Genomic DNA, 24,085 nt, shown 5'->3' on the forward strand with positions numbered 1-24,085 from the left:
TTAGAAGTGACTCAATTCATCCTCTTGCTTAACAGCAACGGGGCTTTTTGACACAAAATTCTTAGGTAATTGCTTTTTCAAATCCTTCACAAAATGATGAAAGTCCACCGTAATCGTATGTCGAGGGGTATTGATTTGCTTGTAATGTGGTCTGCTTACTTCTTTCTGACAGAGTTCCGCTATGTTTTCGGGTCTTTGCCAGTTTCCTACTAATTCCTGTGCCATCAGCTTGCTTTGGAGCTCAGCTCCAGGCCAGATACAACCCAGCGGCTGAAACATCCCGATAAAATATAGATTGGTAATAGTCGGATGGAACATTTTCAACCAGAGTGGCACAGGACCTTCCGAGTAATTAATGAGTTTCTTGTCGAAAAAAGGATGGCTGAGCCAGTACCCTGTGCATGCCACTATCGAGTCAAACTCCTCTTCACTTCCATCCTCAAAGACTACTTTCCTTCCTTCAAATCGTTCTATATCCAGTTTGGGGAGTACTTTTCCATGTCGGATTTTATGCAGTAACTCATCGTTGATCGTTGGATGCACTGAGCCAAAAGGTTCGGTAACGGGACGCAGCCCATAGAGCTTATTGTCTCCCAGCATCACGTTGAGCAGAATCTGATTGAAAAAACTTCTCACCTTGAGCGGTAACCATTTAGTTCGCTCCGCTACTACATCTGAGGGTTTGCCGAAAAAGAATTTGGGGACAATTCTGTAGCCTCGGCGCCAGGAGATGGCTGTTTTGGAAGATACGCGACTAGTCTCCACTGCCACGTCACATGCAGAGTTTCCGCCTCCGATGACCAACACTTTTTTCCCGGCAAAAGGCGCTGCTTTCTTGAAATGGTGTGAATGAATAAACTCCCCAGCAAATTCTCCGGTATATTCCGGATATCTCGGCTTCCAGTGGTGTCCATTGCAGACGACCAGATGCGTAAAGATCTCCTTCTGCCTCATCCCTCCTTTTTCAGAGGTGATTTCCCAGTGCGACTCATCGATCTGCTCGCAGTGAATCACCAGCGTATCAAAACGGATGAATTGGTAGAGGTTAAATTTTTTGGCGTAGGCCTGAAAATACCTCCTCAACTCATCATGCGAAGGATAATCAGAAACAGCGGGATCAAAATCATCGAAAGTAAAATCGGCGTATTGAGAAAGAGTTTTGGAAGAAATGATGTGAGTAGTTTCAAAAACACTGGAATGGCTTTCCTTTTCTGAATAGATCCAATTGCCTCCTACCTCAGAATTACGATCAAAAGCTACCACATTAAACCCTTGATCTATCAGGTTCTTCAAGGCGGTGATACCAGAAGGTCCAGCTCCTATGACGGCAATTTTTTGCTTCATGAACAAACTATTTTTTTTGATCGAAATGAGAGAAATCGCAGTCTAAGCTCTCCCGATCCCACTTGCCCGCTTTTGCAGCGGCTTCGTAGCTGCTTTGTAAGAATTCCAAAAGCATAGTGGAAGGATCTGATGCTTTGCTCACATCTTCATAGTTCAACATAAACTCGCCCATTTCTTCGCTCCAATAGGCCTTATCCGGGGAGATTTTGGCTTTCTGAAAATCAGGATAATTTGGGTAGCAATAAGCATAGAAAACCGGAGTTTTGAAGGCTTCAGATCCTGGCCAAAACCCCACACTAACTACTTCATGGGAATAAGCTTCTTTCATCACGTCACTTGGAATGTTAGGAACCTGACCCGAAAATTCCGGAGCTTTTCTCCCGGAAAATCTAGTATAAGCCAAGTCAAAAGAACCCCAGAAGAAATGAATTGGGCTATTCTTGCCAGTGAATTTTGCTCGGAAAACGCCGAAGACGAGTTGAATCTGAACCAATGTTTTCCAAAGGCTTTGCGCGGCATTCGCCTGGTAAGTCAGGCGTTTTTTATTTTTCGGAAAAGGAATGGGGTCAGGAATTTCATTGGGGGTATCGTGGATTTTCACGGAAATGCCCAAAAACTTGAGCTTTTCCATCAACTGCTCATAAAAGCTCGCGACAGTTTGACCACCCAAAGCAAATCGATCACGTGTCCCATTGCTCGTTTTGACGCGTAGCTCATGATGAATAAAATCGAATCGAATGTCAAAAAAACCGCCCTCGTAAGGAATATTCCCTGTTGTCAAGCCTTGCGCATCTACATACAAGGCCACATGCCAAGAGTGATTTTGCCAAGGGGATTTCTTGAGCCGAACTTTGCCCACGATCTGTGTCCACTGGTGCAAGAGATAGATCGTGTCTTTGTTCTCTTCAAAATGAAATACTGGCCAAGAGTTCTTTTTGGGTGCCATAAATAAAAGTTTATCCTCAATTTATGGACTTTCCTCTCTGATCAAAAATTAAATTTCAGACTTTATTAAACTCGCCAAAGTCTTCATGCCTTTTGTGGCATTTTCTGAGATATTAACCACTTTTCGCCTGAAATTCCCGGCAGGTGCTACTGGATCTATGACATAAATCATACAATCTGGGCTGACAAAATCCACCAAACCAGCTGCCGGATAAACCTGAAGTGAGGTGCCTACTACCACAAAAACATCCGCAGTAGCAGCTACATCAATCGCATGCTCCATCATCGGGACTTGCTCCCCAAACCACACTATGTGCGGTCGAAGCTGACTCCCTCGTTCGCATGTATCACCTTCTTTGATTTCCCAATGATCCAAATCATAGACCAAAGTAGGATCCAGCGAACTTTGAGCTTTTTTCAACTCCCCATGCAAATGGATGACATTCGAAGATCCAGCGCGTTCATGCAAATCATCGACGTTTTGAGTGATGATGGAGACTTCGAAGTCTTTTTCTAATTCTGCTAAAATCAAATGTGCCTGATTCGGTTCACAGTCTAGCAACTGTTTTCGACGCTGATTGTAAAAATCTTGGACAAGGGCACGATTTCTTCTCCAACCTTCTGGAGATGCCACTTCCATCACATCGTGACCTTCCCACAGTCCGCCAGAATCCCGAAAAGTCTTGATGCCAGATTCAGCAGAAATACCTGCACCACTCAGAACTACCAAATGTTTCTTTTTGCTCATGATCTTAATTTTTGCCCGCAGATTTACGCTGAAAAGGATTGCTAGTAATCGCTGGTTTTTCTATTCAGATTAAATTCATCATTTCTTCTGCGTAAATCTGCGGGAAATGAATTAGTCAAATCTTAAATTATGATTATCCGCTTTTCAGCCAGTAAGGTGGAATAAGCAATGTAGTAAATGTTAAACTTAAGAATTGAGGCCGCTTTGGTCTTCGGTCATCGGGCTTCCAACCAGATAAGCAAGGAATATAAGGTGACTGGCCTTATTGCGGATAATCATATCTTAGATAAACCTACATTTCAAATACTTGATCTTTTCCCCCTTTTCAGAGAACATCTTTTCGTATCGTGTCTGAATTCCAAAGTGATCATCTTTCCATTCTGATTGATAGAAATCATGGGTAAAACCCAAAACTTCTACATCTTCCCTACTTTGGAAAAGCTCCAAGGAATAATTAAAAAGATCAGTATTATCGGTTTTGAAGTGTAAAATACCATCCTTCTTCAACAGGGGCTTATACATATCCAAAAAACGAGGGGAAGTCAGTCGGCGCTTTTCATCTCCATCTCTGGGAAAAGGATCCGGAAAAGTGATCCAAAGCTCAGAAATCTCATCGGCAGCGAAGTATTTCTCCAACAATTCGATCTGAGTTCTCAAGAAAGCCACATTATGAATTCCCTCTTTGGTGGCTGTAGAGCTTCCTTTCCAGATTCTACTTCCCTTGATATCTACTCCGATAAAGTTCTGATTGGGGAAATTACGTGCTAAGCCGACGGTGAACTCACCTCTTCCACAGGCCAGTTCTACGACGAGAGGATTGGGATTTTGGAATTGCACGTCATTCCATTTTCCTTTGATTGTTTCAAAAAGTGGCTTACCAGCCTGTATTACATTTGGGTTCTCGTCATTCTCTTGGAAGCGAACCAGTTTTTTTCTACTCATCTAAAGCTCTTCGATTTCTGCAACTACAAAAGTACTCCCTCCTACAAAAATCAAGTCATCATCGGATGCATTTTTTCTCGCATATGCTAATGCCTCATTGACATCAGAAATGACTTCTCCTTTCAAGCCGCTGGATAAAGCCTTTGCGGCCAATTGATCAGCGGGGAGAGCTCGAGGTAATTTTGCTTCGCAAAAGACATAATTCGCTGATTTCGGAAGCATAGATAGTACTTTGGAAATATCCTTATCCTGTACCATTCCTATTACCAGCCATAGCTTCGCAAAAGTGTAAGTTTCCAGTTGGGAAAGAATCTCACGAAAACCCGCCTCATTATGCCCTGTATCGCATATCACCAGCGGATTTGTTGAGAGAGTTTGCCATCTGCCTTTCAAGCCGGTGAGTTCTGTTACATTTTTCAAGCCATCCTGAATCGCATCATTTGATAGCTTCCAGCCCTGTTCTCTCATCTGCACGACTGCTTCTAGAATCCCCGGAAGATTATATTGCTGATAATTTCCATTCAAACCAAAAATCAAATCAAAAGCACCCCTACTATCCCATTCCTTGGTCTGCGTCCTCACAGCACTATTTAATTCGTCTCCATCCCTGGTCTGCATCCTCACAGACCACATTCCATGTTCATTATCCTCCACCTCGGTCTGTGTCCTTACAGACAGAAATGCATCAGAGTTACTTGAAACAATCCTATAATTAGTCTTCCCATCCACTTCACTCAGTTTCACCGCTTTCCAGTTTTCATCCGCAAAAGTGATAGCAGCATTCATCTCTTTGGCTTTTTTTAAGAAAACTGCCTTTGTTTCCTGATGAGTTTCACTGATCACCACAGGCACATTATTCTTAATGATGCCAGCTTTTTCACCAGCGATCAGCGGCAAAGTATCGCCTAGAAATTGCATGTGGTCATACCCAATATTGGTGATCAAAGAAAGCTCTGGGGTGATAACGTTGGTGCTATCGAAATTCCCACCCATTCCCACTTCTATGATGGCGATATCTACTTTCTGCTGCGCAAAATGCCAAAACGCCATCCCGACAGTCATTTCGAAAAAACTTGGCTTTAGTTCATCCAGGAAGCTTTTGTTCTCATCCACAAACTGAACCACTACCTCAGGTGCGATTTCAAGCCCATTGATTCGGATTCGTTCGGTGAAGGACTTCAGATGAGGGGAAGTGTAAAGTCCAGTTTTATATCCAGCGCTTTGAAAAATGGCAGCCAAAGAATGAGAAGAGCTTCCCTTTCCGTTGGTGCCAGCTACATGAATTGATTTGAATTTTCGCTCGGGATTTCCAAGATGATTGCAAAGCAGAAGCGTACTCCGAAGATCCTTTCGAAATGCTGAGGCTCCCACGCGCTGAAACATGGGAAGGGAATTAAACAAATAATCCAGCGTATCCTGGTAATTCATCATTTAATCAACCTTAATAACAAAAGTGATCTTTCCAGTTGAAAATTCTGCAGCAGCTCCGCCTTGTTTCTTAAAGGAAATCTGATTTACTACTTGACGGTAATAGGCGAGTACATCGTTAGAAACATTGTATTCTAAAGGAACTGCCTGCACTACTCTACCCAAATCATCAATGGTAATCTTGAAAACTATTCTACCATTTCGAGTAGATACTCTATCATTGATATTTGGTCGCTGCGCAAAATCCCATCCAGCTAAATCCAGACTATAACCATCTCCAGAATTAGCTCCTTTTCCAGAACCAACGCCCATAATCGCCCTGCCATCGACAGTACCTTTGGGATCACCTTCATCACCCTTTTCTTTGGATGTTCCCTGCGCGCCACCAGATGCCGGAGTAGTTCCTTTCCCAGCTGTGCCTGCAGCACCCATCACTGCACGCTGATCAATTTTGGGTTTTTCAGGAGCCTTTTGCACGGTTTCCTTCTCTTCAGCTTTTGCGGGAGTTTCTACCGGCTTGGCTGTTTCTTTCTTAACCGGCTCAGGCTTTTTGGTTTGCTCGGTCGCCTTTTCTTCCCCTCTGATTGGAGATGGTTTGGTTGTCACCGCTTTATTTACGGAAGGTTTTGGCTGAGCTGCTGGCTTGGCAGTTTCAGTCTTTGGACTGGGAGGAGGTGTAGCTGGCTTGGTCACTGCGGGGGCTATTTCTCCGGGAGCAGCAGCTTCTACTACAGGCGTTACTTTCTCAGAAGGAGCATTTGGACTATTTCTATCACCGGAGCCAGTTGGTGTAAAACCAAGATTTAGCTCCAATCCAAAAGTCGGTAGAGGCGGAACTGGCTGCTTCCAAACCACAATAAAGTAGAGCGCGATCAACAGCAACACGTTGAAGATAATGGTGATTATCCACGATTTCTTTTTGCTTTCGTTCTCTATTTTATCTGCATTCCAGTATTCCATCTTATTAGAATGGTTTTGTTGCAATTGATACGTTCGCTTCCAAACCTGCGGCGATTCCACCGATCTCTACCAGGTATTCTACAGGTACATCTTTGTCAATGTGCAAGACCACCTGGCTGTCTTTTCCTTTTAATAAGGCAGTCAACTCATCCTTGATCTGCTCCCTAGATACGATTTTGTCATTCACCGAATACTTAAGATCGTTAGTAACTGTAACGGTAACTTCCTGCATTACGATGTCTGAAGTTTCGCTGGATGGTAAATTTACCGGCAAGCCTGAGGGTGTAATAAAGGAAGAAGTGAGCATGAAAAAGATCAACAACAAAAAGATAATATCTGTCATTGAGGACATGCTAAACGCCGGATCTACTTTGTTTTTTGCCTGAAGCCCCATCTTATTTGTCTTGTAGCAAATCAATAAATTCTATCGAAGAGTATTCCATATTATGAACCAGCTTCGATACTTTGGATACCAGAAAATTGTAACCTAGATAAGCCACAATACCTACCACAAGACCTGCAGCCGTAGTGATCATCGCTTCATAGATACCTTCGGAAAGTAACTTTGGAGAAACCATCCCTTCCTCCTGCGCTATCGCAATAAATGCCTGTATCATCCCGGCAACCGTACCCAAGAATCCTATCATAGGCGCTGCTCCAGAGACCGTAGCCAGCAGGTTCAGATTTTTCTCCAACTTGTAAATCTCGATTTTACCTACGTTCTCGATCGCTACTTCGATGTTTTTAAGAGGCGAACCAATTCGCTCAATTCCTTTTGCGATCATATTGGCTACGGGAGTTTGTTCCCCGGCGCAGAGAATTCTAGCCTTTTCGGTCTGTCCACTTTGCACCAGCACCTTCACCTGATCCATCAGATGAGAGGAGGTTTTAGAAGCTTTGTTCAAGGTGATCAATCGCTCCACGAAGATAAAAATCGCCAAAATGAAAAGTAAGTACAGCGGAACCATCATGTATCCGCCTTTGATCAGTAAATCCAGAAGTCCAATATTGTCTTTGGTGGCACCCATCGCCAGGCTATCTGCTGCAGAAAGTGTATCTGTAGAGAGCGTTTGAAGTAGAATCATATTAATATTTCAAAATCCATAAATCTTCTGTGTACTGATCTCTGACGCGAGCTAGCTCTTCATTGATGGCCGTCCATCCGCGTGAAGTCGCTATTGCCAAACGATAATTAGTCACATCATCGTATGGCATGATGAGATAAACCGTCTCCGCTCTGTTCTTGTATTGCTCGGATTCCTCCAAAGCCATGGCTTCATTTGGGAGGCTCCCTACCACAATATAAAATTGTGCTTGCTCAGCTTTCTCAGTCACTCGAACCAAAGTTCCAGACACCTTAGACGCAATAGTTGTACCAGTTTGGGCTGGAACAGGCGTAGGTGTAGCAGAACTTATAGAATCTGAAATAATCAATTGATCATCAGCCGCTTGTGTTTCTTCAGCTGGTGTAGAGTTTATAGCAGCAGGGCTGCTTTCTTGGGTAGTTTGCTTTTCTAAGGTTGCTGTAGTAAGATCTTCTAGCGTATCTCCTGAAACCACCTCTTTGTTCATCTGCCATATAATCACCAACACCACGCCCAGCGCTAGAATCGCAGCAATCCAAACCCAAGAATTACTAACCTTCTTGTCTTCCACGTTAGGCTTAGGCTTCTCTGAAGCAACTGGTTTTTCTGCCACTTCCTGCTCTATAAAAGTAGGCCGAACAGACTCCATCGTCTGCCTTTTTACTTCAGCCACATCCACTGCTGGTGGCGCTACTTCTTCCTTCTTGGTAACAGGAGCTTGATTTAAAGGAACAACTTCTACAAATGGCAGCCCAAAATCACTAGGATCCGTCCATTGTTTGGTATCGGTGGTTTTATCAGTCATAGAGTATGGGGGAATGTTACGAAACTAAATGAATTGAGTCTAAACCCCAACCCTCATCCCAAACATTCTTAGAATTTGAATGAAGCGCCGCCAATAAACTGAATCCCCCGAACTGGATAATTCAGCCAGCGCATGTTAGTAGCATTGAAAATATTATTGCCTTCGGCAAATACCGAAATTCGATCCGTGATCCCATAATCAGCTTTGAATTGCAAATCAGCTATAGTCTTTAATTTGACTACCTCAAAAGGTCCAGATTCTCTAAAAATATCACTCAAATCATTTCCACGAGCTTTCAATCCACCCATCAAATTAAGGTTTGCCTGAACGATCAATCGAGCGATTGGAGTGATTTGATTGTTGACGCGTAGCTCCCAAGTCGGTCTATTCCATGCTTCCGCTTGAGTACTCAAATCATACTGATATAAATCCAATCTACTGTTGAGCGTGTATAAGTCCGAGAATTTATATCCTAGCTCCGCATTGATATTGAACACAGTTGTTTTGTCATCATAAACCAAGCTGAACCGGGCCGAATCACTCGTCACCAAGTTGTTGGTATAGTTATTCACAAAGAAGTACAGCTGATTGTAGCGACTCATAGTAATAGCACCACGGTAGCTGAAGGCTCCGTTAAACTGCCCTTCTATCCCAGCTTCAACTTTGTAATTCTGAATCGTATTGAGCAATTGATCGCTTGGTCCCAAATACGGGTTTTCATTCACGAAACTGTAATAGGTATTTCGTTGCACATCACCTGATAGTTCTGCAAAGAAGCCAAACTCCTCAGCAAACTGATACTCTGCTTTCAGCACTGGGAAAACATGAAAATCGCTAGACTTATTTTCCAAAGAATCATTCTCAGAGACAAGATTTACTCCGGCAGTGAAATTAAATGCTTCATATTGATAAGAAACTGAAGGCCTGATGGCAAAATATGTTCGGGTCAGAGCATAGTTTAGATCTTCAGGTTTAGTTGAGAAATAGGACAAGCCCAGCTTCCCAGACCAATCTTCCGTTACTCTGTAGGTTCCGCTAGCTTCTAATCCAACTTGATTTTCTTTGACCAAATAACTATCAGAAAAAGTTCTAAAGCTTAGCTGTCCTTCATAATAAAAAGGCCCCACTTTCTCCAACTCCCGAATTCCTGCTTTGACTTCGATCGCCTGAAGCACATTGCTCTCAAATCCTGTGAATCTTCCATTCTCGTCAAGCAAGAAATTTGGATCCTCACCATAGAATTGATAGCTATCTTGATTCCAACTTAGCCCTCCAAAAACCTCAAAGAAATCCGTAAAATAACTTCCGTCAAACCCAAGATTCGTATGTGATTCCTTGGACTCCTCGCCTAGGACGGGTCCTTTTCCAAAACTCTGATGATTCAGCTGCAAGGAATAATTGAAATCCGCGATATCGATCCCCATGTATCTCGCCTCAATGAGCGGAGATGCATAGTTACCATATCCCGCTCTTACATAACCTGGGTAGAGATCTAGGCGCTGAGGAGTATAGACTTTCTGAGAGGGCTCAGCTTTGAGATCCAATGGTTTTATATTCAAAGGATAGCTGGACACCAAGTAATTGTATTCATTCAACCCCGTAGGCTTCGGAAGCGTTGGGAGTTTCTCGTACATTCTTGGCTGCACCGGAACTGTCAACACCCGGTCTTTTCGGATCACAAATTCCTGATCCGTGACAGCTCCTCGCTGTTGAGTCTGTGCCATAAGACTCCCGAAGGTCAACCCAATAACTCCTGTCAAAAGGATAGTTTTAGCTAGCTTCATCATGGTTTAATTTAGGGTTTGAAGTTTGGTTTGAGCCATTTGTTTAATTTCTGCGTTGGTCGCATTTTCTACTACAGATTCCAGCGTTGCTTTCGCCTGGAATTCCTCGCCGCTTTTCAGGTAGTTGTCTGCCAGAAGCAAGAAGACCCTTCCGTACCAGTAATCGTAATTGGCAAATGGGCCAGACTGGTCAAAAATCAATTCATTCGATTGGGTGATATCGCCTTTTTCCTGAAGGTCAAAAGCCAGCCAATACAAGCCTTCAGCTCCCTGCTCCGTTTTGTAATCTGCCACCAAAGCTATCAAGGTCAGCTCTGCTTGCGATTTCTGGTTTAACTCACGCTGAGATTTGGCTTTGATCAACAATGCCTTTGGAGAGGATTCTGGAATCACACCCTCCAGCAATGCCAAGCGCTCAGCTTGCCGGATCGCCTGCTGATAGTTCTTAGTTTCAAAATTCGCGATCATCAAACCTTGGACAGCTTCTGCCTCCTCAGGTTTGCTTCGGGCATTCTCTACGGAAGTTTCTAAGTAAGGAATCGCTTGCGCAAAATTACCTCGCGCTAGCTCGATAGCACCAATCTTCTGCATGGCACGAATACGCTGTGGCGATGCCGGCTCCCGCTCGAGGGATTTAAATTGTGCCAAAGCACGCTCCGTATCGCCGAGCTGCAAGTAGCTATCACCCAAGAAATAAAGTGCATCCGCTCGCTGAGCTGACTGCGGGTAGCTTTTCAGATAATTCTCAAAACTACGGATTGCCTGTGCGTAGTTCTTGTCAAAATAAGTCCCTTTCGCCGCCTCAAACTCAAGCGATTGCACCGACCCATTGCTTGGATTGGCTCCTTTGTATTTATCCAAATACGCGGAAAACTCACCCGATCTACCCTGAAGTGCTAGGGTTTCCTGCAGACCTTTCAGAGCTGTTTCAGAGTTTTCTGAGTTTGGGTGATTATTCAAAATCGTGCTGTAATCCTTCACTGTCTGATCGTAATTCTGAAGCGAGAAATTTGCGACAGCTCTACCTTCCAGCGCGTAAGGCACAAATGGACTGTTGGGCTTAGTATTGATCAAATCAGAAAAAGAAATAGAAGCCGCTTGGTAGCTCGTCTCTTCCATGTAGATCTGTCCTCGCTGATACAACGCATCTTCCAAGTACAAACTAGCTGGATAGCGAGAAATCAGCACGTCCAATTGACCTAAAGCTTCTTGATTTCTGGACTGGAAGTTTTGGACCACCGCCAATCTATAATAGGCATAATCCACGCCTGAATTTCCCTCGTTGATGGCACGCTGGAAGGTAGAAGCCGCTTCTCCAAAACGCTTTTGCACATAATAGCAGTCGCCCAACCTCAGCAGGGCATCATCGTACTGCTGCTTATTGGCGATGATCTGCCTGTTTTCGGTAAACTTCCTGAAGTTGTCTTCTGCTTTTGGGTACTGTTGAGAATTGAAGTAGGCATAACCAAGCCCATAGTACGTTTTGGCTACCGTCCCACTGGCGCCAGAAGGTCTATTTGCCAGCACGGCTTCATAGGATTTGATGGCCTGCGGCAAATTATCTGCAGCAGAATTGATTTCTCCTTTCCAGAAATGTGCATCTAACACCAAGGATTTATCGACTGGGAATTGCAATGACTTATCCAAATAGGCTAAGGCTGGATTGAATTTTTGATCTCGGTAATACACCATGGCTTGATAGAAAGCTACTTTCTGGTAAGCTTCCTGAATCCGCGGAGATTTCTTGGAGATTTTATCCATCTGATCTATGGCTCGCAGGTAATCGTTGGTATTGACCAGTGCCTCCGAAAGTAGGTTTTCGGCTTCCCCTCTGTATTTTCCAGAAGGATAATCTTCTATATACTCGTCCAAAGCCGTGATAGCAGCCTGAAAACTCCCCTTCTGTAGATTCACTTTGGCATAGTTGAAAATAGATTCCTCCTTAATCGCTGGATTGAAATCTGATTTTGCTGCTGATTGGAAGCTTGTAGAAGCAAACTGATAATTCTCCAGCTTCAAATAAGACTGAGCCAAATAATAGCTGGAAGCCTGACCAATTTCGTCCTCAGCCGAGGCAGACACCTTTAAATAATCTGTTGCACGCTGGTAGTTTTTGATTTCAAATTGGGAGATTCCCGCTTTATAAATCTCATTTCTTCCCAACTCTTCACCCTTGCGAGAATTGATGAATGCATCGTAGTTCTCAGCAGCTTTAGGGAAATTCTTTTTGGCATAATAAGCCTCTGCCAAGTACAAATAGATGACATCCTTCTGCTCCAGATTCTGTCCAGTGCTCATCTTTGGCTCCGCAAAGGCAATCAACTGATCGTAGCTGCCTTGCTTATAGTAAAGTGAAGCCAATAGGTACGGAACCTTGTTGGCATAATAGGGCGACTGAGCGGCAGTTTCCAGGTCGGCTATAGCCTTGGCAGTGTTCCCATTTTCCATGGCGATAAATCCGCTGTAATAATACGAATCAAAACTCGCCACCTGATTCAGGGCCTTTCCCTGATCAAAAAAAGGTGCTGCTTGACTGTATTGATTCATTTGAAAATGAGCATATCCCTGCTTGAAGAGCACCTCTGCTTGCTGATCCAAAGGTAATCTTCCAGCATCCACTAGTTTGTATCCTTCCAGTGCTTGTTTGAAATTTCTCTTAAAGAAAAAATGATCACCTAGATACAAGCCGGCGGTAGTTACTGAAGGGTCTCCAGCATGATCAAAGATGTATTTTTTCATCAATCCAGCTCCGTCAGGGCTTTCTAGCTGAAGTGCGCCCATGGCACGATTCAGCTCAGCAGCTTTGGCTTGACCAGCATTGATGGGTTGTTCTAGAAGTCGGGTATTGTCGTAGATACTGGCCGAGAAAAGTTGCTTATCGAAAAGCTCTAGGTTGTGATCTAATTTTTGTTGGGGACTGGTCTGATAAAGGCTGGACTGGGAATATGCCTCCATACTAAGTCCGAGGCTAGACACGAGCATGCTCGAAAGGAGCGCCAGGTGATAGTTCATCTGCTTATATTTTGTTTTATAATGACCAGATGGAATCTCGTATAGTATAAATCATGTCAGTGCTGACAAGTAATAACTACTAGATTTCAAATAGTGGCTTAGGTAATCAATGTAAAATCTTGTAAACAAGCTCGCGGAGATTTTCGGCTTCGCTCAGACTTCCGGAGTCAACTCCTTTATAACGAAGATCGGCCTCTTTGATGTATCCGAACACATCAATTACCTTGCCCAAATTGTAGTTGCGGGAGGCTACTAGGTATTCTTTGACCACGAAAGGAGGCACTCCAATCAGGCTTGCAAGCTGCTGCTCAGATGCTCCTGTTTTTTTGGCCTGATGGATCAAAGCGATTCTGGTAAAATAGTTGAACATCAGGGAAAACATAGGAATCACTGGGTTCGCCTTGGGGTTTTGAATAAAAAAATGAATGATCTTATTGGCTTTCACCACATCCTTAAACCCAATGGCATTTAGAAACTCGAAATTGTTGTAATCCTTATTGATCCCAATGTATTTGGAAATGTGCTCGTTAGTGATTTTGGTAGGTTCCCGGAAATTGATCAGCATCTTCCCGATTTCATTGGAAAGAACTTCCAGATTATTGCCAATAGAATCTGACAAAAGCTGAGCAGCCCGCTTATCTATTGAGTGCTCAGTTTCTTTGATATAACCCTCTATCCAATCAGTCAATTTGTAATCTTTGACCTTCTCGGAGCGAACATAGACGGCTTTCTTGTCCAGTTCTTTGTAAAGTGCCGATCTACCGTCCAGCTTCTTATACTTATGGGCAAAAACCAGAATCGTACTTGGTAGCGGGTTTTGCACATAGCTAATGAGGAGTTTTTGCATTTCTTCTTTAGTAAGATCTGCCAGGCTCTGAGCTTCCTTGACGATCACCACTTGACGATCTGCCATCATCGGGAATTTCCGCGCATTGTTCAGGATCAGACCTACGTTGGAGTCTTTTCCATAAAGAATCACTTGGTTGAATCCGCGCTCATGCTCCGCAATCGCATTTTTCTCTATGAAATCCACGATCTCATCGATGAAGAAAGGCTCCTCACCATCCAAAAAGTAAATTGGCGCAAACTTTTTCGCTTTCAGGTCTTTAAGTACAGTTTGTGGATTTTGAGGCATTGGAAGGTGAATTCTTGGAGGCTTAAAGATAACATCCGGATCGAATAGCTGGCAAAAAGCATTAAAAGATTCTTTAGCAAAACTATTCAGGGCTTAACTTTGTCTTTGATAAGTGGGAAGTGTTAGCCTGGAAGGGAAAAGTGGAAAGTGTTTGGTGAAAAGAGGATTGTTGTGGGACGATGAGCGCCAAAGTTAACTTTTACACTTCGTGTTAATCTCCGCGTACAGCGCGGTTTAAAAAAAGTAGTATGAGCTTCGAAAAAGGAATTGAATTATATAAATCAGGAAAGTTCGAGGAGGCTTTGGCCATTTTCAATGAATTGGTGAAAGCCAATCCAAACCAAGCAGAGCTCCACCTCAACCGAGGGCGGGTGCTCTCCAGACTAGGTAGAACTGAAGAGGCCCTGACGGACTTTGATCTGATCACGGCTTTGGAACCCTACAATACTGACTACATCTCCGATCGGGCGGTGGTCTTGCATCTCCTCAAAAGAAATGAGGAGGCGCTTACCGAACTGGATCGGGCAGCCAATCTGGACCCTACCAATCCGTATCGTTTTAGCAGTCGGGCTTATTTTAAAGATAGAATTGGAGATCTGGAAGGAGCAATAACTGACTATGAAAAAGCGATAGAACTAGATCCTGAAGATGCAGTTTCCCACAATAACAAAGGGTTGGTCGAAGAGAAAATGGGGTATCAGGCCAAGTCTAAAAAGTCCTTTGAAAAAGCCGATGATTTGGTAGGATACAAGCCAAAGGCAACTCCCGCTTCTCAGCCCTCTGAAGAGAAGAATGAACTTCCTAAGATCGGTTCAAAGCCAGCAGAACAACCTATTCCTCCCGTCCAGAAGAAAGAAATGACGTTCAACCATTTCTTAAATACGCTTGGATCTGTTTTTACCAATGCTTCTTCAAGGAAAGAATTTGGCGATTATTTGAAGGGAATATTGGGAGGGAAGAAAAGGTAGGAAAGATTTAACCAATAGGCGGATATAAAATATATGGAAACTGCGCCCTCTGCGAAACCTTGTTGTCCCCTGCGGTTAATAATAACGCTAAAATGACTTAATCACCCAAAGTGGCTTATTGATAAAATAAGCCATTTTTTTGGATAGGCTTTTCGAAAAAATCTGATCAAAAAACGACTTCTTTTCACTCAATGTCACCAAAATATCACCCTTGGCGATTTGAAGGTAGTTTTCTAAACCTAAGGCTACATCGTCACGAAAAGATTTGAGAACAAAATTCACTTTATCGTACTTGATGAAAGGCTCAATCTCCGCCACCATCGTCATGTGAAGAGATTTATCCAAGGCTTTGTGCGTAGTGCTCACATGAACCACATCAATTTCAGACTCAAAAAACTTTGCCATTTCTACGATTTTCTGAATGGCAATTTTATCTTCTTCCAGGTAATCACTGGCATAAACCAACTTCCGTGGAGCTTTGAAATACATCTTTCGAGGAACTACCAAAATGTCCCGATCGGATTGCTCAACTATCCTGCTAGCACGAGAACCAATCATGTTCTCTCTGAAATCATTCACCCCCTCAGTACCCACTACGATGAGATCGGCATTCATTTCGGCCGCAAAATCAAGTGTCATCTTGACTATACTTCCTTCTTTCACTACCGTAGTGCAGCTTTTCAACCCCTTTTTTAAACTCTCCTTCTGAACTGCATCTTGTAGATTCTGAAGTTTCTCCAACACGAAATCCATTTGATGCTTTCCAGTAGGATCCTTAGGAGACAGTTTCTCGTAATCTTCCCGATTGAGCACATGAAAAAGCACTAGATCCGCCTGGTACTTTTCACCTAGTCGCGTAGCATACTCAATGGCATTCAGCGAGCATTCAGAAAAGTCTGTAGGACATAATATTTTAAAAGTTTGATCCATTTTTCTGCTGTTTACTTCCTAAAATTCCCCAGGTCAATACCCTTTGGATCGGTTAACGACATTAAGTAATTCCCTGTTCTCTCGAATTCTCCTAATGTTTTCTATCACTTGCGGAGCAGCCGCTTGCGGGTTGGTCACGCTGGCGATATGCGGTGTCATGGTGATTTTCCAATTCTCCCAAAAAGGATGATCCTCCGGCAGGGGCTCCTCACGATACACATCCAGCATTGCTCCTGAAAGTTGCCCATTTTCCAAGGCAGCCATTAAGTCATCTTCTACTAAATGCCTACCCCTTGCCACATTGATGAGATAGGTATTTGGGTTACACTTTGAAAAAAGATCCGCATTTAGGATGTTTTCTGTGTCCGGAGTGAGCGGAAGTAAGCACACCAAGACATTCACCTCTTTTAAAAATTCATCCAATCTGTCTTTCGTGAAGTAAGGGTATTCAAAACCATTTTTCTCAGAAAAGCCAAAGCCCACAACAGGAAATCCCATGTAATTTAGCTTATCCATCACATCTTTTCCCAAAGCTCCTACCCCCATCACTCCTACCGTCACGTCTAGTTCGGGACGACTCATATCCCAAACTTTTCGCGTCTGGTTCATCTGATAGCGGGGAATCTGGCGATGATAATTCAGCACTGCCATCACCACATAGTTGGTCATAGAAAAGGTCAGCTTATCATCCACTATTCTCACGATAGGAATCGAAGCCGGGATCGAGTTATCCCTTAAGATATGATCCACCCCAGCCCCCATGGAGCTGATTAGCTTTAGGTTGGGAAAATCAGAAAGTATTCCTTGGGGATGTTGCCAAAGAAAAGCATACGCTACTTTTTCCGGTTGCGTGATTTCAGGATAAACCTCTATAGCCAGATCAGGCGCAAGGGTTTTGAATTCATTGATCCAAACTTCTGGATTTTTGCCAGGACAAATAATTGCTAAACTCATAACACTCTATACGAAGGATAAAAATTGAAGATGAAAAACACTAGAAAACTTCAAGTTGAATTGTATGACTATCAGCAATGATGCCAATAGCTAATATCCCCTTGCTCAGTCGGCAGGAAGACCGATGACCTATGCGGCCTCAAATCTTCAGTCAACCAAACCCTACCTAGCTTAGAGCGCATTATTGATGTCAAAACGGATAGGCTTTTTTCCTTTTTCCAGAAAAAAGAAATTCCACCACCAACCCCTAGTCGCCAAATCTAACTTCTTGGTCACTTCGATCAGCGCTAAGGTTGAACGAAAGCGTTTTACCAATCCCCATACACCTTGGCTAATCCAACTTGAATTTTTTCTATTGACTCAAAAAACATCAAATTGCAGCAAAATTCAGAACCTCCTATCAAATTTTACGCTTAAATACCATCTAAACACTTATTTCATCACTTTCTTATGAAACAAAAAGTAGCATTCACCTTAGCATTTTTGCTCTGTGGCCTAGTTTCTTTTGCGCAGCAAATCCAAATGCCCCAAGCCTCACCCTCGGCAAAAATCGCCCAGAAAGTAGGTCTAACAGACGTAACAGTGGAATACAGCAGACCCAGTACCAAAAACCGGAAGATTTTTGGCGAGTTGGTTCCTTACGGCCAAATTTGGAGAACAGGAGCCAATGGCGCCACCGTGCTTTCTTTTTCGACAGATGTGATTATTGATGGCAAGACTTTACCAGCCGGTCAATATGCACTCTACGCCATCCCTGGCAAATCTGAGTGGACGATGATCTTATCTAAAAACATCAAACTTTGGGGCGCGATAGGCTATCAGCAGAGTGATGATGCGATCCGATTCACAACCACTCCAGAAAAACTGAAATCCAAAAGTGAAACCTTTGAAATCAGCTTTGTAAACATGACAGACTCTGGCGCTGACTTGTCTCTGAAATGGGAGAATACGCGCGTGGATTTCAGAATAGAAACGCTAGTGGATCCTCTGGTCATGGCGCAAATCAAGGAATATGTAATTGACGGGGATAGCAAGGATCCTGGCATGCTCTATTCCGCGGCCAGCTACTACTACACCAACAAGAAGGACCTAAGTCAGGCTTATACCTGGATCAACGAGTCAGTAGAAGACGATCCTAAATACTGGACCGTACATCTGAAGGCTAAGATAGAAGCAGCGCTTGGAAATAAAACTGAGGCTGTAGAGACAGCTGAAGTAGCAAAAAATCTAGCTGAAGAGGCAGGAAACCTAGATTATGTAGGATTAAATGAAAGATTGATCAAGTCGCTGAAATAAAAAAAACCATCGCCAGGCATACAAAAAACCTGGCGATGGCTATTTTTTTGGTTTTGCATGCCAATTATTTTTCGCGTCGAATTTCCACTTTGTCCAGGATTAGAATCACCCAGTCATCTTCTGGTCCATTAGTAGGTGGCGAAGTAGTCAATGGATTGGTCGGGCTGAATTTTGGCAAAGCTTTACTTTTTCCAGTTCTTGGATTATACCAAACACCTGAGAGCTTAGCCCCCGTCATTTCCGAAAGATCTAAAGTAACCTCCCGCGGCTTTGCCAAGTACGCTATCAGAAATGAACCGTCATTGGCTCTAGCTGCTCGAATATGGTTTTCATTTTCTGGATTTTCAGAGAGAATTAACTCCTGATCGGACATAATTTTAGTGAAATCTATTCCTTCGAAAAACTTCCTAAAATAGGTCATCGATTCTGCACCTGGACGCTTCAGAGCCCCTTTCCAATCTGTCAAGGTAGGAATCACGAATGTTTCCCCATTTTTATGCATTTGCCACACAGCATTATTGCCATAGGTATAGCCAGCTGCACCTGCCAGCATATTCCAATAGGCCAACACCCGGACGTCATATCCTGTGAAAAACCCCTCTGGAAAAGGAGTACGGTCTTTGAGATTGCCATTTTCATCTGTAAAAGCAGAGAATTCTCCTGGTTCAAACTTCATGTAATCCCAAAATTTCAGCGGAATATCCTCGTAAGCCGCCTCCCCTTCTACAGTTGGTTTAATCGGTCTCAAGGCTAAGTCCTTTTGGGCATAACGATAGACGTCATTGAATTTTTTCACATGCCCGCTTTGATACATATTGAAATCTATCCAATCCGCGTCAGTAAATGAATCTGAACTCGAGCTCGAACCTCGTGGGTGATACGTAATCAAGTGCGTCGCATTACCTCCTTCATCCAAACCCTCAGCCATAGCTTCCCAGGTTTGGGCGACCTCCTCATTAGCGACAGATCGATCTCCGCCCAAGATCCATACGAGGTCATTATCTCTATATCTTTTACCTAAAAACCGACCGTAGATTTTTGCATTTTCAGCATTGAATATAATAGGCCCAGCACCGGGATGTGCGCTGAACACCTTGTCACCCCAAGTAGGTAAAACCCCAATAGTCAAGCCTAGCTTATTAGCTTCCGTGATGATAAAATCTACGTGGGAAAAATAAGCTTCATTGGGTCTGGTCGGATCAAAATTCAGAAATGGCAATTCCCCATAGGCATTGGGCGTGCGCACGCCATCTCGCTCAGCCAAAATAACCGCTTGAATCACCGTAAAACCCTGATTAGCTCTGGTTTTCAGGTAGTGTACAGCCTCCTCTCGATCCAGTTTGTGAAACAACTCCCAGGCTGTATCTCCTAGCCAAAAGAAGGGTTTAGAGTCGAAGGTTTCCAAATACCTCCCATTGGTAGTTACTTTTAAGTTTTGGGCTTCTACCTGCTGTGAGGTTCCCACTCCTACACAAATCAGCACTGCTGTTATCAGTTTTTTCATCCTGTTTATTCCTATTGATTTGATCCTGCCACTACCATTTTGATGGTGTTATAATCGTATTTTCCTTCGAAATGAATCCGCAGCGCTTGAAGATTTTTGATGTTTTCGATTTGAGCATTGATCTCTGAAATCACCTCCAGCGGAAGACAATCTTCCAACTCCACACGACCTTCCTGGATACCTTTGGCTAGGTGGCCTTTGATAGTAGATTCCGCTAGGCCACGTGCCACCACGATATCTCCTATACTTTTACCTTCATTAATCATCCCAAAAGTAATCTCATAAGTCTCTCCAACTTTCCTCTTCAGGTTAGATTTCCCAGTCTTTTTTCTCCCGGTCTTATTGCTCGCAAATTTCGGATTGTCTGCAGCAGCCTGCTTGGCAGCCTCCGCCAGTCGCAGCCTTAGGTTGATTTTTTCTTGTTCCAACTCATCCATTTTGCCGGGGATTTTCCCTTCCAAAATGGCTGCGATCAGTTGGCTGACTTTGTTGATTTCCCCATATTTTTTCAGCAAGCTCACTTCCAATTCTTCGAGTGCATTCGCATAAGTCTTCGTTCTGGAGAATCGCTCCACCTCAGCGCGATGAATTAGGATTTTCTCTAGAGCCTCTTTCAGGAAATTTTTGAAATAGGAAGCCCCTTTGTCCAAGCGTTCCATCAGTTTCTTCGTATCGTTTTGCTGTAGAAGAAAGCGCAGTTGATTGCCAAATTTCCCCGCAGTCTCCACTTCTTTTCTGATCAGCCCGGCGATTTCGCTCACGGCTTTCTGCATCTCTGGATCTTCAAATTCCAGCGAGCTGTCATTTTTTCTCTGAAAACTATTGATCTCCTGGAGCAAGCTCGTCAAGTCGAAAGTCTCCCCAGAAAGCAGTGCTAAGTAGCGCTGCTGATAGACACCTAGTAGCTCATCGAGTTTGGAATTCTTCTGCGCACTTTCCACGAACGTCTGCACCTGCATGTCCGATTGCATACCATGATTCTGAATCCTCGTCCTCAGGATCAACCCTCCCAAACTCCTCAAACGACTCAGCGCCACATATACCTGACCCGGCGCGAAGGCATTTTCTACGTCAATAATGGCTTGATCGAAGGTCAATCCCTGGCTTTTGTGTACCGTTACAGCCCAGGCTGTTTTGATGGGAAATTGGCTAAATGTACCGATGACTTCTTCCTCCAGCTCCTTAGTGTCGGCATTGATGATGTACTTTTTGTTTTCCCAAATCTCCTTTTTCAACTGATACGGATACTTGGAACCTTCCAGCAGTACACTGATCTGATCAGCTTTCAATTCATCTACAGTAGCCAATTTACCATTGAAGTAATCCTGATTTCCGGAGGAATCGTTTTTGATAAACATCACTTGGGCTCCTACGCGCAGTTCGAGTGATTTGGGAAGCGGGTAGATGTTTTCAGGAAAATCATTTTCGATCTCCGCTTCATAAAAACTAGATTCTCCCTTGAGTGCCATTAACTGTTCCCGGTTGATTTGATCTGCCTTATAATTATGGGTAGTAATGGTGATGCAATCCTTAATCTCCGAGATTTCCTCTTGCGTCTTAAAGTGCCTATTCAGCAAGGCTATGTCCTCAGAAGTCACCGTATTCTCTCTAAGGTGATTTAATACCTGAATAAACTCTTCGTCTTGCTGGCGAAAAATCTTATCAAGTTCCAGGTAAACCAACCCAGATTCCTGCAATACCCGAGCTTCGAAAAAGTGCATGCTTGGATAAAAACGACTTAGAATCTGCCATTCATTATCGCGTACGATAGGCGGAAGTTGAAACAAATCTCCGATCATCAACACCTGTACACCTCCAAAAGGCGTGTTGAAATTTCTCTTGACACTCCTCAAGCGATAATCAATCGCGTCCAACACATCTGCGCGAAGCATACTGACTTCGTCGATCACAAGCAATTCTATGGACTTGAGGACATTTTTGCGCAGCGCATTCAATGGATGCTTACGAATCAAGGTGTGCTGAGTGAAGCATCCGTATTGATCCGAGAAATTCCCCTCGGGCTCATTGACTGGAAGAAAAAAACCTAAGGGAAATAAGAACTGAGAGTGAATCGTAACTCCTCCGGCATTCAGCGCAGCTATGCCTGTAGGTGCGACGATGACGTGTTTTTTGTGCGTTTGGCGTGCTAGATTTTTCAGAAAAGTGGTCTTGCCTGTTCCAGCTTTTCCAGTCAAAAAAATCGGTGCTCCGGTATTGTTGACAAATTTCGCAGCCAGCTCTAGTTTGTCAGTACTTTGATTTTCCATTGTACGAAACTACTATTTTTAAAAAAAGAAATGATTTTAAATCCCAGAAGCCAAGTCTTCAGCTACCTAAGTTCAACTTTTTACTGAAACTCTCAAATAAGTTCGAGCGAATGAAAGCAGGAAAAATAAAAGAAAAGCAGTTGCCTCCTAGGTAAGCATTCTGAGATAAGCCACTAGCTAGTTAAGCGCAGGTTCGTTTATCAAATACCTCTGGTAGCACTTAAAATCACCTTCTCTTACCTCCATCTGAAGGGTCTTGCTCGCCCATGATCAGCTGCATTAGATCTCCGGGGGCTATTTCGAGCATTCCTTCTCTCAGGGATTCCCAAATAAGATTGAAAGTCCCGCGATAAATATTTCTCTCTGTCTGAAAAGTCGCCGTTTTATAATTTCTGTTTTCCGGAAGGTTGTTGTTTGAGATCAGAATGTTAGAAAGTGTGGACATAAATTTCTTCTTTTCCTCTTGTTCGTCCTTTAATTCTAATTTCAACTCCTGGTAATCAAACTTCATGAAATTAGAAGAAGCGTATTCGTTGGCATCCATGGTGATTTCTAGTTTTTCCATACTGCCCGAAGTAATATTCACCGATACCAAATCACCCAAGATATTGTTAAGAGAAGGCAGACCAAACGGATCTACACTGGCCTTCAACTGAAAGTTTTCCTTGCCCTCCTCTCTTGTGTAAGGCACAGTGACATCCATTCGCATAGGTGCAAAACCATTGAGAATTGCCTCGCCATGGATCAACATTTCTCCTGATTGCAGCGAATCCAACGACACCACATGTGTAATCTCTGCGGACAAATTCTCAAAATTCAGAGAACCAGGTTTTGTTTTTCCTTCAGAGATTTGGGCATAGGTGATTTGGGAATTAAGAACTCGAATTGTGTCCACTTCAAGTGGAAAAGGAATAAGCTCTACCATGCCTTCGAACATAGGCTTCTCGGGCTCATCGACGGGCCTAGGCTTATTCTTGTTTCGCAGATCATGTAGATTCAGGCTATCGATGGTGATCAAGCCCGCCACTACTGACCAGTTGCCATAGATACTACTACGTGCGCTGATTTGCTCGATTTTGAGGTGCTTTACGTCGATTTCTATAAAATCCTTTTGCACATCAGATCTAATGGCCGCCTCGAGGTTTGAATCCTCATAGGCCAGTTTCAAATCCCTTAAGTCAAAGGCATCGGCATCTGAATCAAAGGAAAATCCTCCCAAACTAAAGCTCAACTCTTCATCCAACTGCAAATGAAGGTTTTTGAGACTGCTGGAGATACTTTTCAGTTTGAAAGGAATCGCGTAATTCAGCCTGACCGAATCCGTCTCCAGATCTACAGCAGAAATATTGAAATTGTCAAAACTACCAAACTTGGTCAAGGAGTCAGATTTGGTAAAAAACTCCCCAGAGCCGTTATTCAGGACTACGTTGTGAATGACTCCTCGGGAAATAATATCTCCAAAAAGTCCCTGAAACGCATCGGAAATATCCGTAGGCTTCCTAGCGACTGAATCGATTTTAGTGAATACAAACTTTGGCTCCTCAAATTTCAGCTCTTGAATCTCTAAAACATCACCAAACAAAATTCCTAAAATATTTACACCACCTAGCCGGGTAGAGGTCATCGTGCCACGGATGGTCGAAGGCAGGTCGGTTTTGCGAGGGGAAAGAGAGATCTGCTTCAGCTCAATACTTCTCCTGAAAAGCTGGACATTTACTTCTTCAAAAGTTAAATCATAGGCTCTTTCTTCATTCGAATTTACTCGATCTTCGAGGTTTTTGGCGAGCCATTGTTCAATTACAAATATAGATATCACCCCCAAAAGGAGTAAAGCACCTAAAGTCCAGAGGATTTTTTTCAAAAGATCACTAGTTAAACAGAACCTGTCTGAGATGAGCTGATAATAGGGAAGTAAATTATGACAATTGTATGGAAATATAGAATTAAATCAGCTTTTAAAGGTTAGACCACCATAAGC

19 protein-coding genes are annotated in these 24,085 nt (G+C 43.3%); 2 read left to right on the forward strand and 17 right to left on the reverse strand.

Going from position 1 to position 24,085, the window contains the following annotated elements:
* From ABJH64_RS12350 to holA, 12 genes are all read right to left on the reverse strand, one after another.
* Positions 1-1,344 carry an NAD(P)-binding domain-containing protein gene (locus ABJH64_RS12350; RefSeq protein ID WP_348276576.1) on the reverse strand — a complete coding sequence of 448 codons (1,344 nt, stop codon included), beginning with the start codon at positions 1,342-1,344 and terminating at the stop codon, positions 1-3.
* Between the two features lie 7 nt (positions 1,345-1,351).
* Positions 1,352-2,290, reverse strand: coding sequence for a DUF5996 family protein (locus ABJH64_RS12355; RefSeq protein ID WP_348276577.1), 939 nt, complete (start codon positions 2,288-2,290; stop codon positions 1,352-1,354).
* A 48-nt stretch (positions 2,291-2,338) separates the two neighbouring features.
* Positions 2,339-3,037, reverse strand: coding sequence for an NAD-dependent deacylase (locus ABJH64_RS12360; RefSeq protein WP_348276578.1), 699 nt, complete (start codon positions 3,035-3,037; stop codon positions 2,339-2,341).
* A gap of 282 nt (positions 3,038-3,319) precedes the next feature.
* Positions 3,320-3,979, reverse strand: coding sequence for a tRNA (guanosine(46)-N7)-methyltransferase TrmB (gene trmB, locus ABJH64_RS12365; protein ID WP_348276579.1), 660 nt, complete (start codon positions 3,977-3,979; stop codon positions 3,320-3,322).
* Positions 3,980-5,407 carry a folylpolyglutamate synthase/dihydrofolate synthase family protein gene (locus tag ABJH64_RS12370; protein ID WP_348276586.1) on the reverse strand — a complete coding sequence of 476 codons (1,428 nt, stop codon included), beginning with the start codon at positions 5,405-5,407 and terminating at the stop codon, positions 3,980-3,982.
* A gap of 3 nt (positions 5,408-5,410) precedes the next feature.
* Entirely contained in the window at positions 5,411-6,367 is a 957-nt protein-coding gene (locus tag ABJH64_RS12375) for an energy transducer TonB (protein WP_348276580.1), read from the reverse strand.
* Positions 6,368-6,371: 4 nt separating this feature from the next.
* On the reverse strand, positions 6,372-6,761 hold the full coding sequence (locus tag ABJH64_RS12380; RefSeq protein WP_348276581.1) for a biopolymer transporter ExbD: 390 nt from the start codon (positions 6,759-6,761) through the stop codon (positions 6,372-6,374).
* A gap of 1 nt (position 6,762) precedes the next feature.
* Positions 6,763-7,452 carry a MotA/TolQ/ExbB proton channel family protein gene (locus ABJH64_RS12385; protein ID WP_348276582.1) on the reverse strand — a complete coding sequence of 230 codons (690 nt, stop codon included), beginning with the start codon at positions 7,450-7,452 and terminating at the stop codon, positions 6,763-6,765.
* 1 nt (position 7,453) lies between these two features.
* Entirely contained in the window at positions 7,454-8,257 is an 804-nt protein-coding gene (locus ABJH64_RS12390) for a hypothetical protein (protein WP_348276583.1), read from the reverse strand.
* Positions 8,258-8,325: 68 nt separating this feature from the next.
* On the reverse strand, positions 8,326-10,044 hold the full coding sequence (locus ABJH64_RS12395; protein WP_348276584.1) for a TonB-dependent receptor: 1,719 nt from the start codon (positions 10,042-10,044) through the stop codon (positions 8,326-8,328).
* Positions 10,045-10,047: 3 nt separating this feature from the next.
* Positions 10,048-13,053 carry a tetratricopeptide repeat protein gene (locus ABJH64_RS12400; RefSeq protein ID WP_348299610.1) on the reverse strand — a complete coding sequence of 1,002 codons (3,006 nt, stop codon included), beginning with the start codon at positions 13,051-13,053 and terminating at the stop codon, positions 10,048-10,050.
* 106 nt (positions 13,054-13,159) lie between these two features.
* Positions 13,160-14,188 carry a DNA polymerase III subunit delta gene (gene holA / locus ABJH64_RS12405; RefSeq protein ID WP_348276619.1) on the reverse strand — a complete coding sequence of 343 codons (1,029 nt, stop codon included), beginning with the start codon at positions 14,186-14,188 and terminating at the stop codon, positions 13,160-13,162.
* Positions 14,189-14,436: 248 nt separating this feature from the next.
* Between holA and ABJH64_RS12410 the strand changes: the two genes are divergently transcribed.
* Positions 14,437-15,156: a tetratricopeptide repeat protein gene (locus ABJH64_RS12410; protein WP_348276620.1), complete on the forward strand. Its 720-nt coding sequence runs from the start codon at positions 14,437-14,439 to the stop codon at positions 15,154-15,156.
* 87 nt (positions 15,157-15,243) lie between these two features.
* Here the strand turns inward: ABJH64_RS12410 and ABJH64_RS12415 are convergent, their stop codons facing one another.
* Both ABJH64_RS12415 and ABJH64_RS12420 read right to left on the reverse strand, forming a co-directional pair.
* Positions 15,244-16,086: a universal stress protein gene (locus ABJH64_RS12415; RefSeq protein WP_348276621.1), complete on the reverse strand. Its 843-nt coding sequence runs from the start codon at positions 16,084-16,086 to the stop codon at positions 15,244-15,246.
* Positions 16,087-16,119: 33 nt separating this feature from the next.
* Positions 16,120-17,040, reverse strand: coding sequence for a glyoxylate/hydroxypyruvate reductase A (locus ABJH64_RS12420; RefSeq protein ID WP_348276622.1), 921 nt, complete (start codon positions 17,038-17,040; stop codon positions 16,120-16,122).
* Between the two features lie 450 nt (positions 17,041-17,490).
* Between ABJH64_RS12420 and ABJH64_RS12425 the strand changes: the two genes are divergently transcribed.
* Positions 17,491-18,336: a DUF2911 domain-containing protein gene (locus ABJH64_RS12425; RefSeq protein WP_348276623.1), complete on the forward strand. Its 846-nt coding sequence runs from the start codon at positions 17,491-17,493 to the stop codon at positions 18,334-18,336.
* A 64-nt stretch (positions 18,337-18,400) separates the two neighbouring features.
* Here ABJH64_RS12425 and ABJH64_RS12430 read toward each other — a convergent pair whose 3' ends face one another.
* The 3 genes from ABJH64_RS12430 to ABJH64_RS12440 form a co-directional block, all read right to left on the reverse strand.
* Complete coding sequence (locus ABJH64_RS12430; RefSeq protein WP_348276624.1) at positions 18,401-19,840, reverse strand: glycoside hydrolase family 140 protein; 1,440 nt, start codon at positions 19,838-19,840, stop codon at positions 18,401-18,403.
* An 11-nt stretch (positions 19,841-19,851) separates the two neighbouring features.
* Positions 19,852-22,107, reverse strand: a complete 2,256-nt coding sequence (locus ABJH64_RS12435) for a helix-turn-helix domain-containing protein (protein ID WP_348276625.1) — start codon at positions 22,105-22,107, stop codon at positions 19,852-19,854.
* A gap of 226 nt (positions 22,108-22,333) precedes the next feature.
* Complete coding sequence (locus ABJH64_RS12440; RefSeq protein ID WP_348276626.1) at positions 22,334-23,968, reverse strand: hypothetical protein; 1,635 nt, start codon at positions 23,966-23,968, stop codon at positions 22,334-22,336.
* Positions 23,969-24,085 lie beyond the last annotated feature (117 nt).

The sequence above is a fragment of the Algoriphagus sp. genome (assembly GCF_039969895.1).
Lineage (GTDB): Bacteria > Bacteroidota > Bacteroidia > Cytophagales > Cyclobacteriaceae > Algoriphagus.

Excerpts from the sequence above, each read along its gene's own strand:
- ABJH64_RS12350 (WP_348276576.1), bottom strand. The coding sequence starts at position 1,344 with ATGAAGCAAAAAATTGCCGTCATAGGAGCTGGACCTTCTGGTATCACC.
- ABJH64_RS12355 (WP_348276577.1), bottom strand. The coding sequence starts at position 2,290 with ATGGCACCCAAAAAGAACTCTTGGCCAGTATTTCATTTTGAAGAGAAC.
- ABJH64_RS12360 (WP_348276578.1), bottom strand. The coding sequence starts at position 3,037 with ATGAGCAAAAAGAAACATTTGGTAGTTCTGAGTGGTGCAGGTATTTCT.
- trmB (WP_348276579.1), bottom strand. The coding sequence starts at position 3,979 with ATGAGTAGAAAAAAACTGGTTCGCTTCCAAGAGAATGACGAGAACCCA.
- ABJH64_RS12370 (WP_348276586.1), bottom strand. The coding sequence starts at position 5,407 with ATGAATTACCAGGATACGCTGGATTATTTGTTTAATTCCCTTCCCATG.
- ABJH64_RS12375 (WP_348276580.1), bottom strand. The coding sequence starts at position 6,367 with ATGGAATACTGGAATGCAGATAAAATAGAGAACGAAAGCAAAAAGAAA.
- ABJH64_RS12380 (WP_348276581.1), bottom strand. The coding sequence starts at position 6,761 with ATGGGGCTTCAGGCAAAAAACAAAGTAGATCCGGCGTTTAGCATGTCC.
- ABJH64_RS12385 (WP_348276582.1), bottom strand. The coding sequence starts at position 7,452 with ATGATTCTACTTCAAACGCTCTCTACAGATACACTTTCTGCAGCAGAT.
- ABJH64_RS12390 (WP_348276583.1), bottom strand. The coding sequence starts at position 8,257 with ATGACTGATAAAACCACCGATACCAAACAATGGACGGATCCTAGTGAT.
- ABJH64_RS12395 (WP_348276584.1), bottom strand. The coding sequence starts at position 10,044 with ATGATGAAGCTAGCTAAAACTATCCTTTTGACAGGAGTTATTGGGTTG.
- ABJH64_RS12400 (WP_348299610.1), bottom strand. The coding sequence starts at position 13,053 with ATGAACTATCACCTGGCGCTCCTTTCGAGCATGCTCGTGTCTAGCCTC.
- holA (WP_348276619.1), bottom strand. The coding sequence starts at position 14,188 with ATGCCTCAAAATCCACAAACTGTACTTAAAGACCTGAAAGCGAAAAAG.
- ABJH64_RS12410 (WP_348276620.1), top strand. The coding sequence starts at position 14,437 with ATGAGCTTCGAAAAAGGAATTGAATTATATAAATCAGGAAAGTTCGAG.
- ABJH64_RS12415 (WP_348276621.1), bottom strand. The coding sequence starts at position 16,086 with ATGGATCAAACTTTTAAAATATTATGTCCTACAGACTTTTCTGAATGC.
- ABJH64_RS12420 (WP_348276622.1), bottom strand. The coding sequence starts at position 17,040 with ATGAGTTTAGCAATTATTTGTCCTGGCAAAAATCCAGAAGTTTGGATC.
- ABJH64_RS12425 (WP_348276623.1), top strand. The coding sequence starts at position 17,491 with ATGAAACAAAAAGTAGCATTCACCTTAGCATTTTTGCTCTGTGGCCTA.
- ABJH64_RS12430 (WP_348276624.1), bottom strand. The coding sequence starts at position 19,840 with ATGAAAAAACTGATAACAGCAGTGCTGATTTGTGTAGGAGTGGGAACC.
- ABJH64_RS12435 (WP_348276625.1), bottom strand. The coding sequence starts at position 22,107 with ATGGAAAATCAAAGTACTGACAAACTAGAGCTGGCTGCGAAATTTGTC.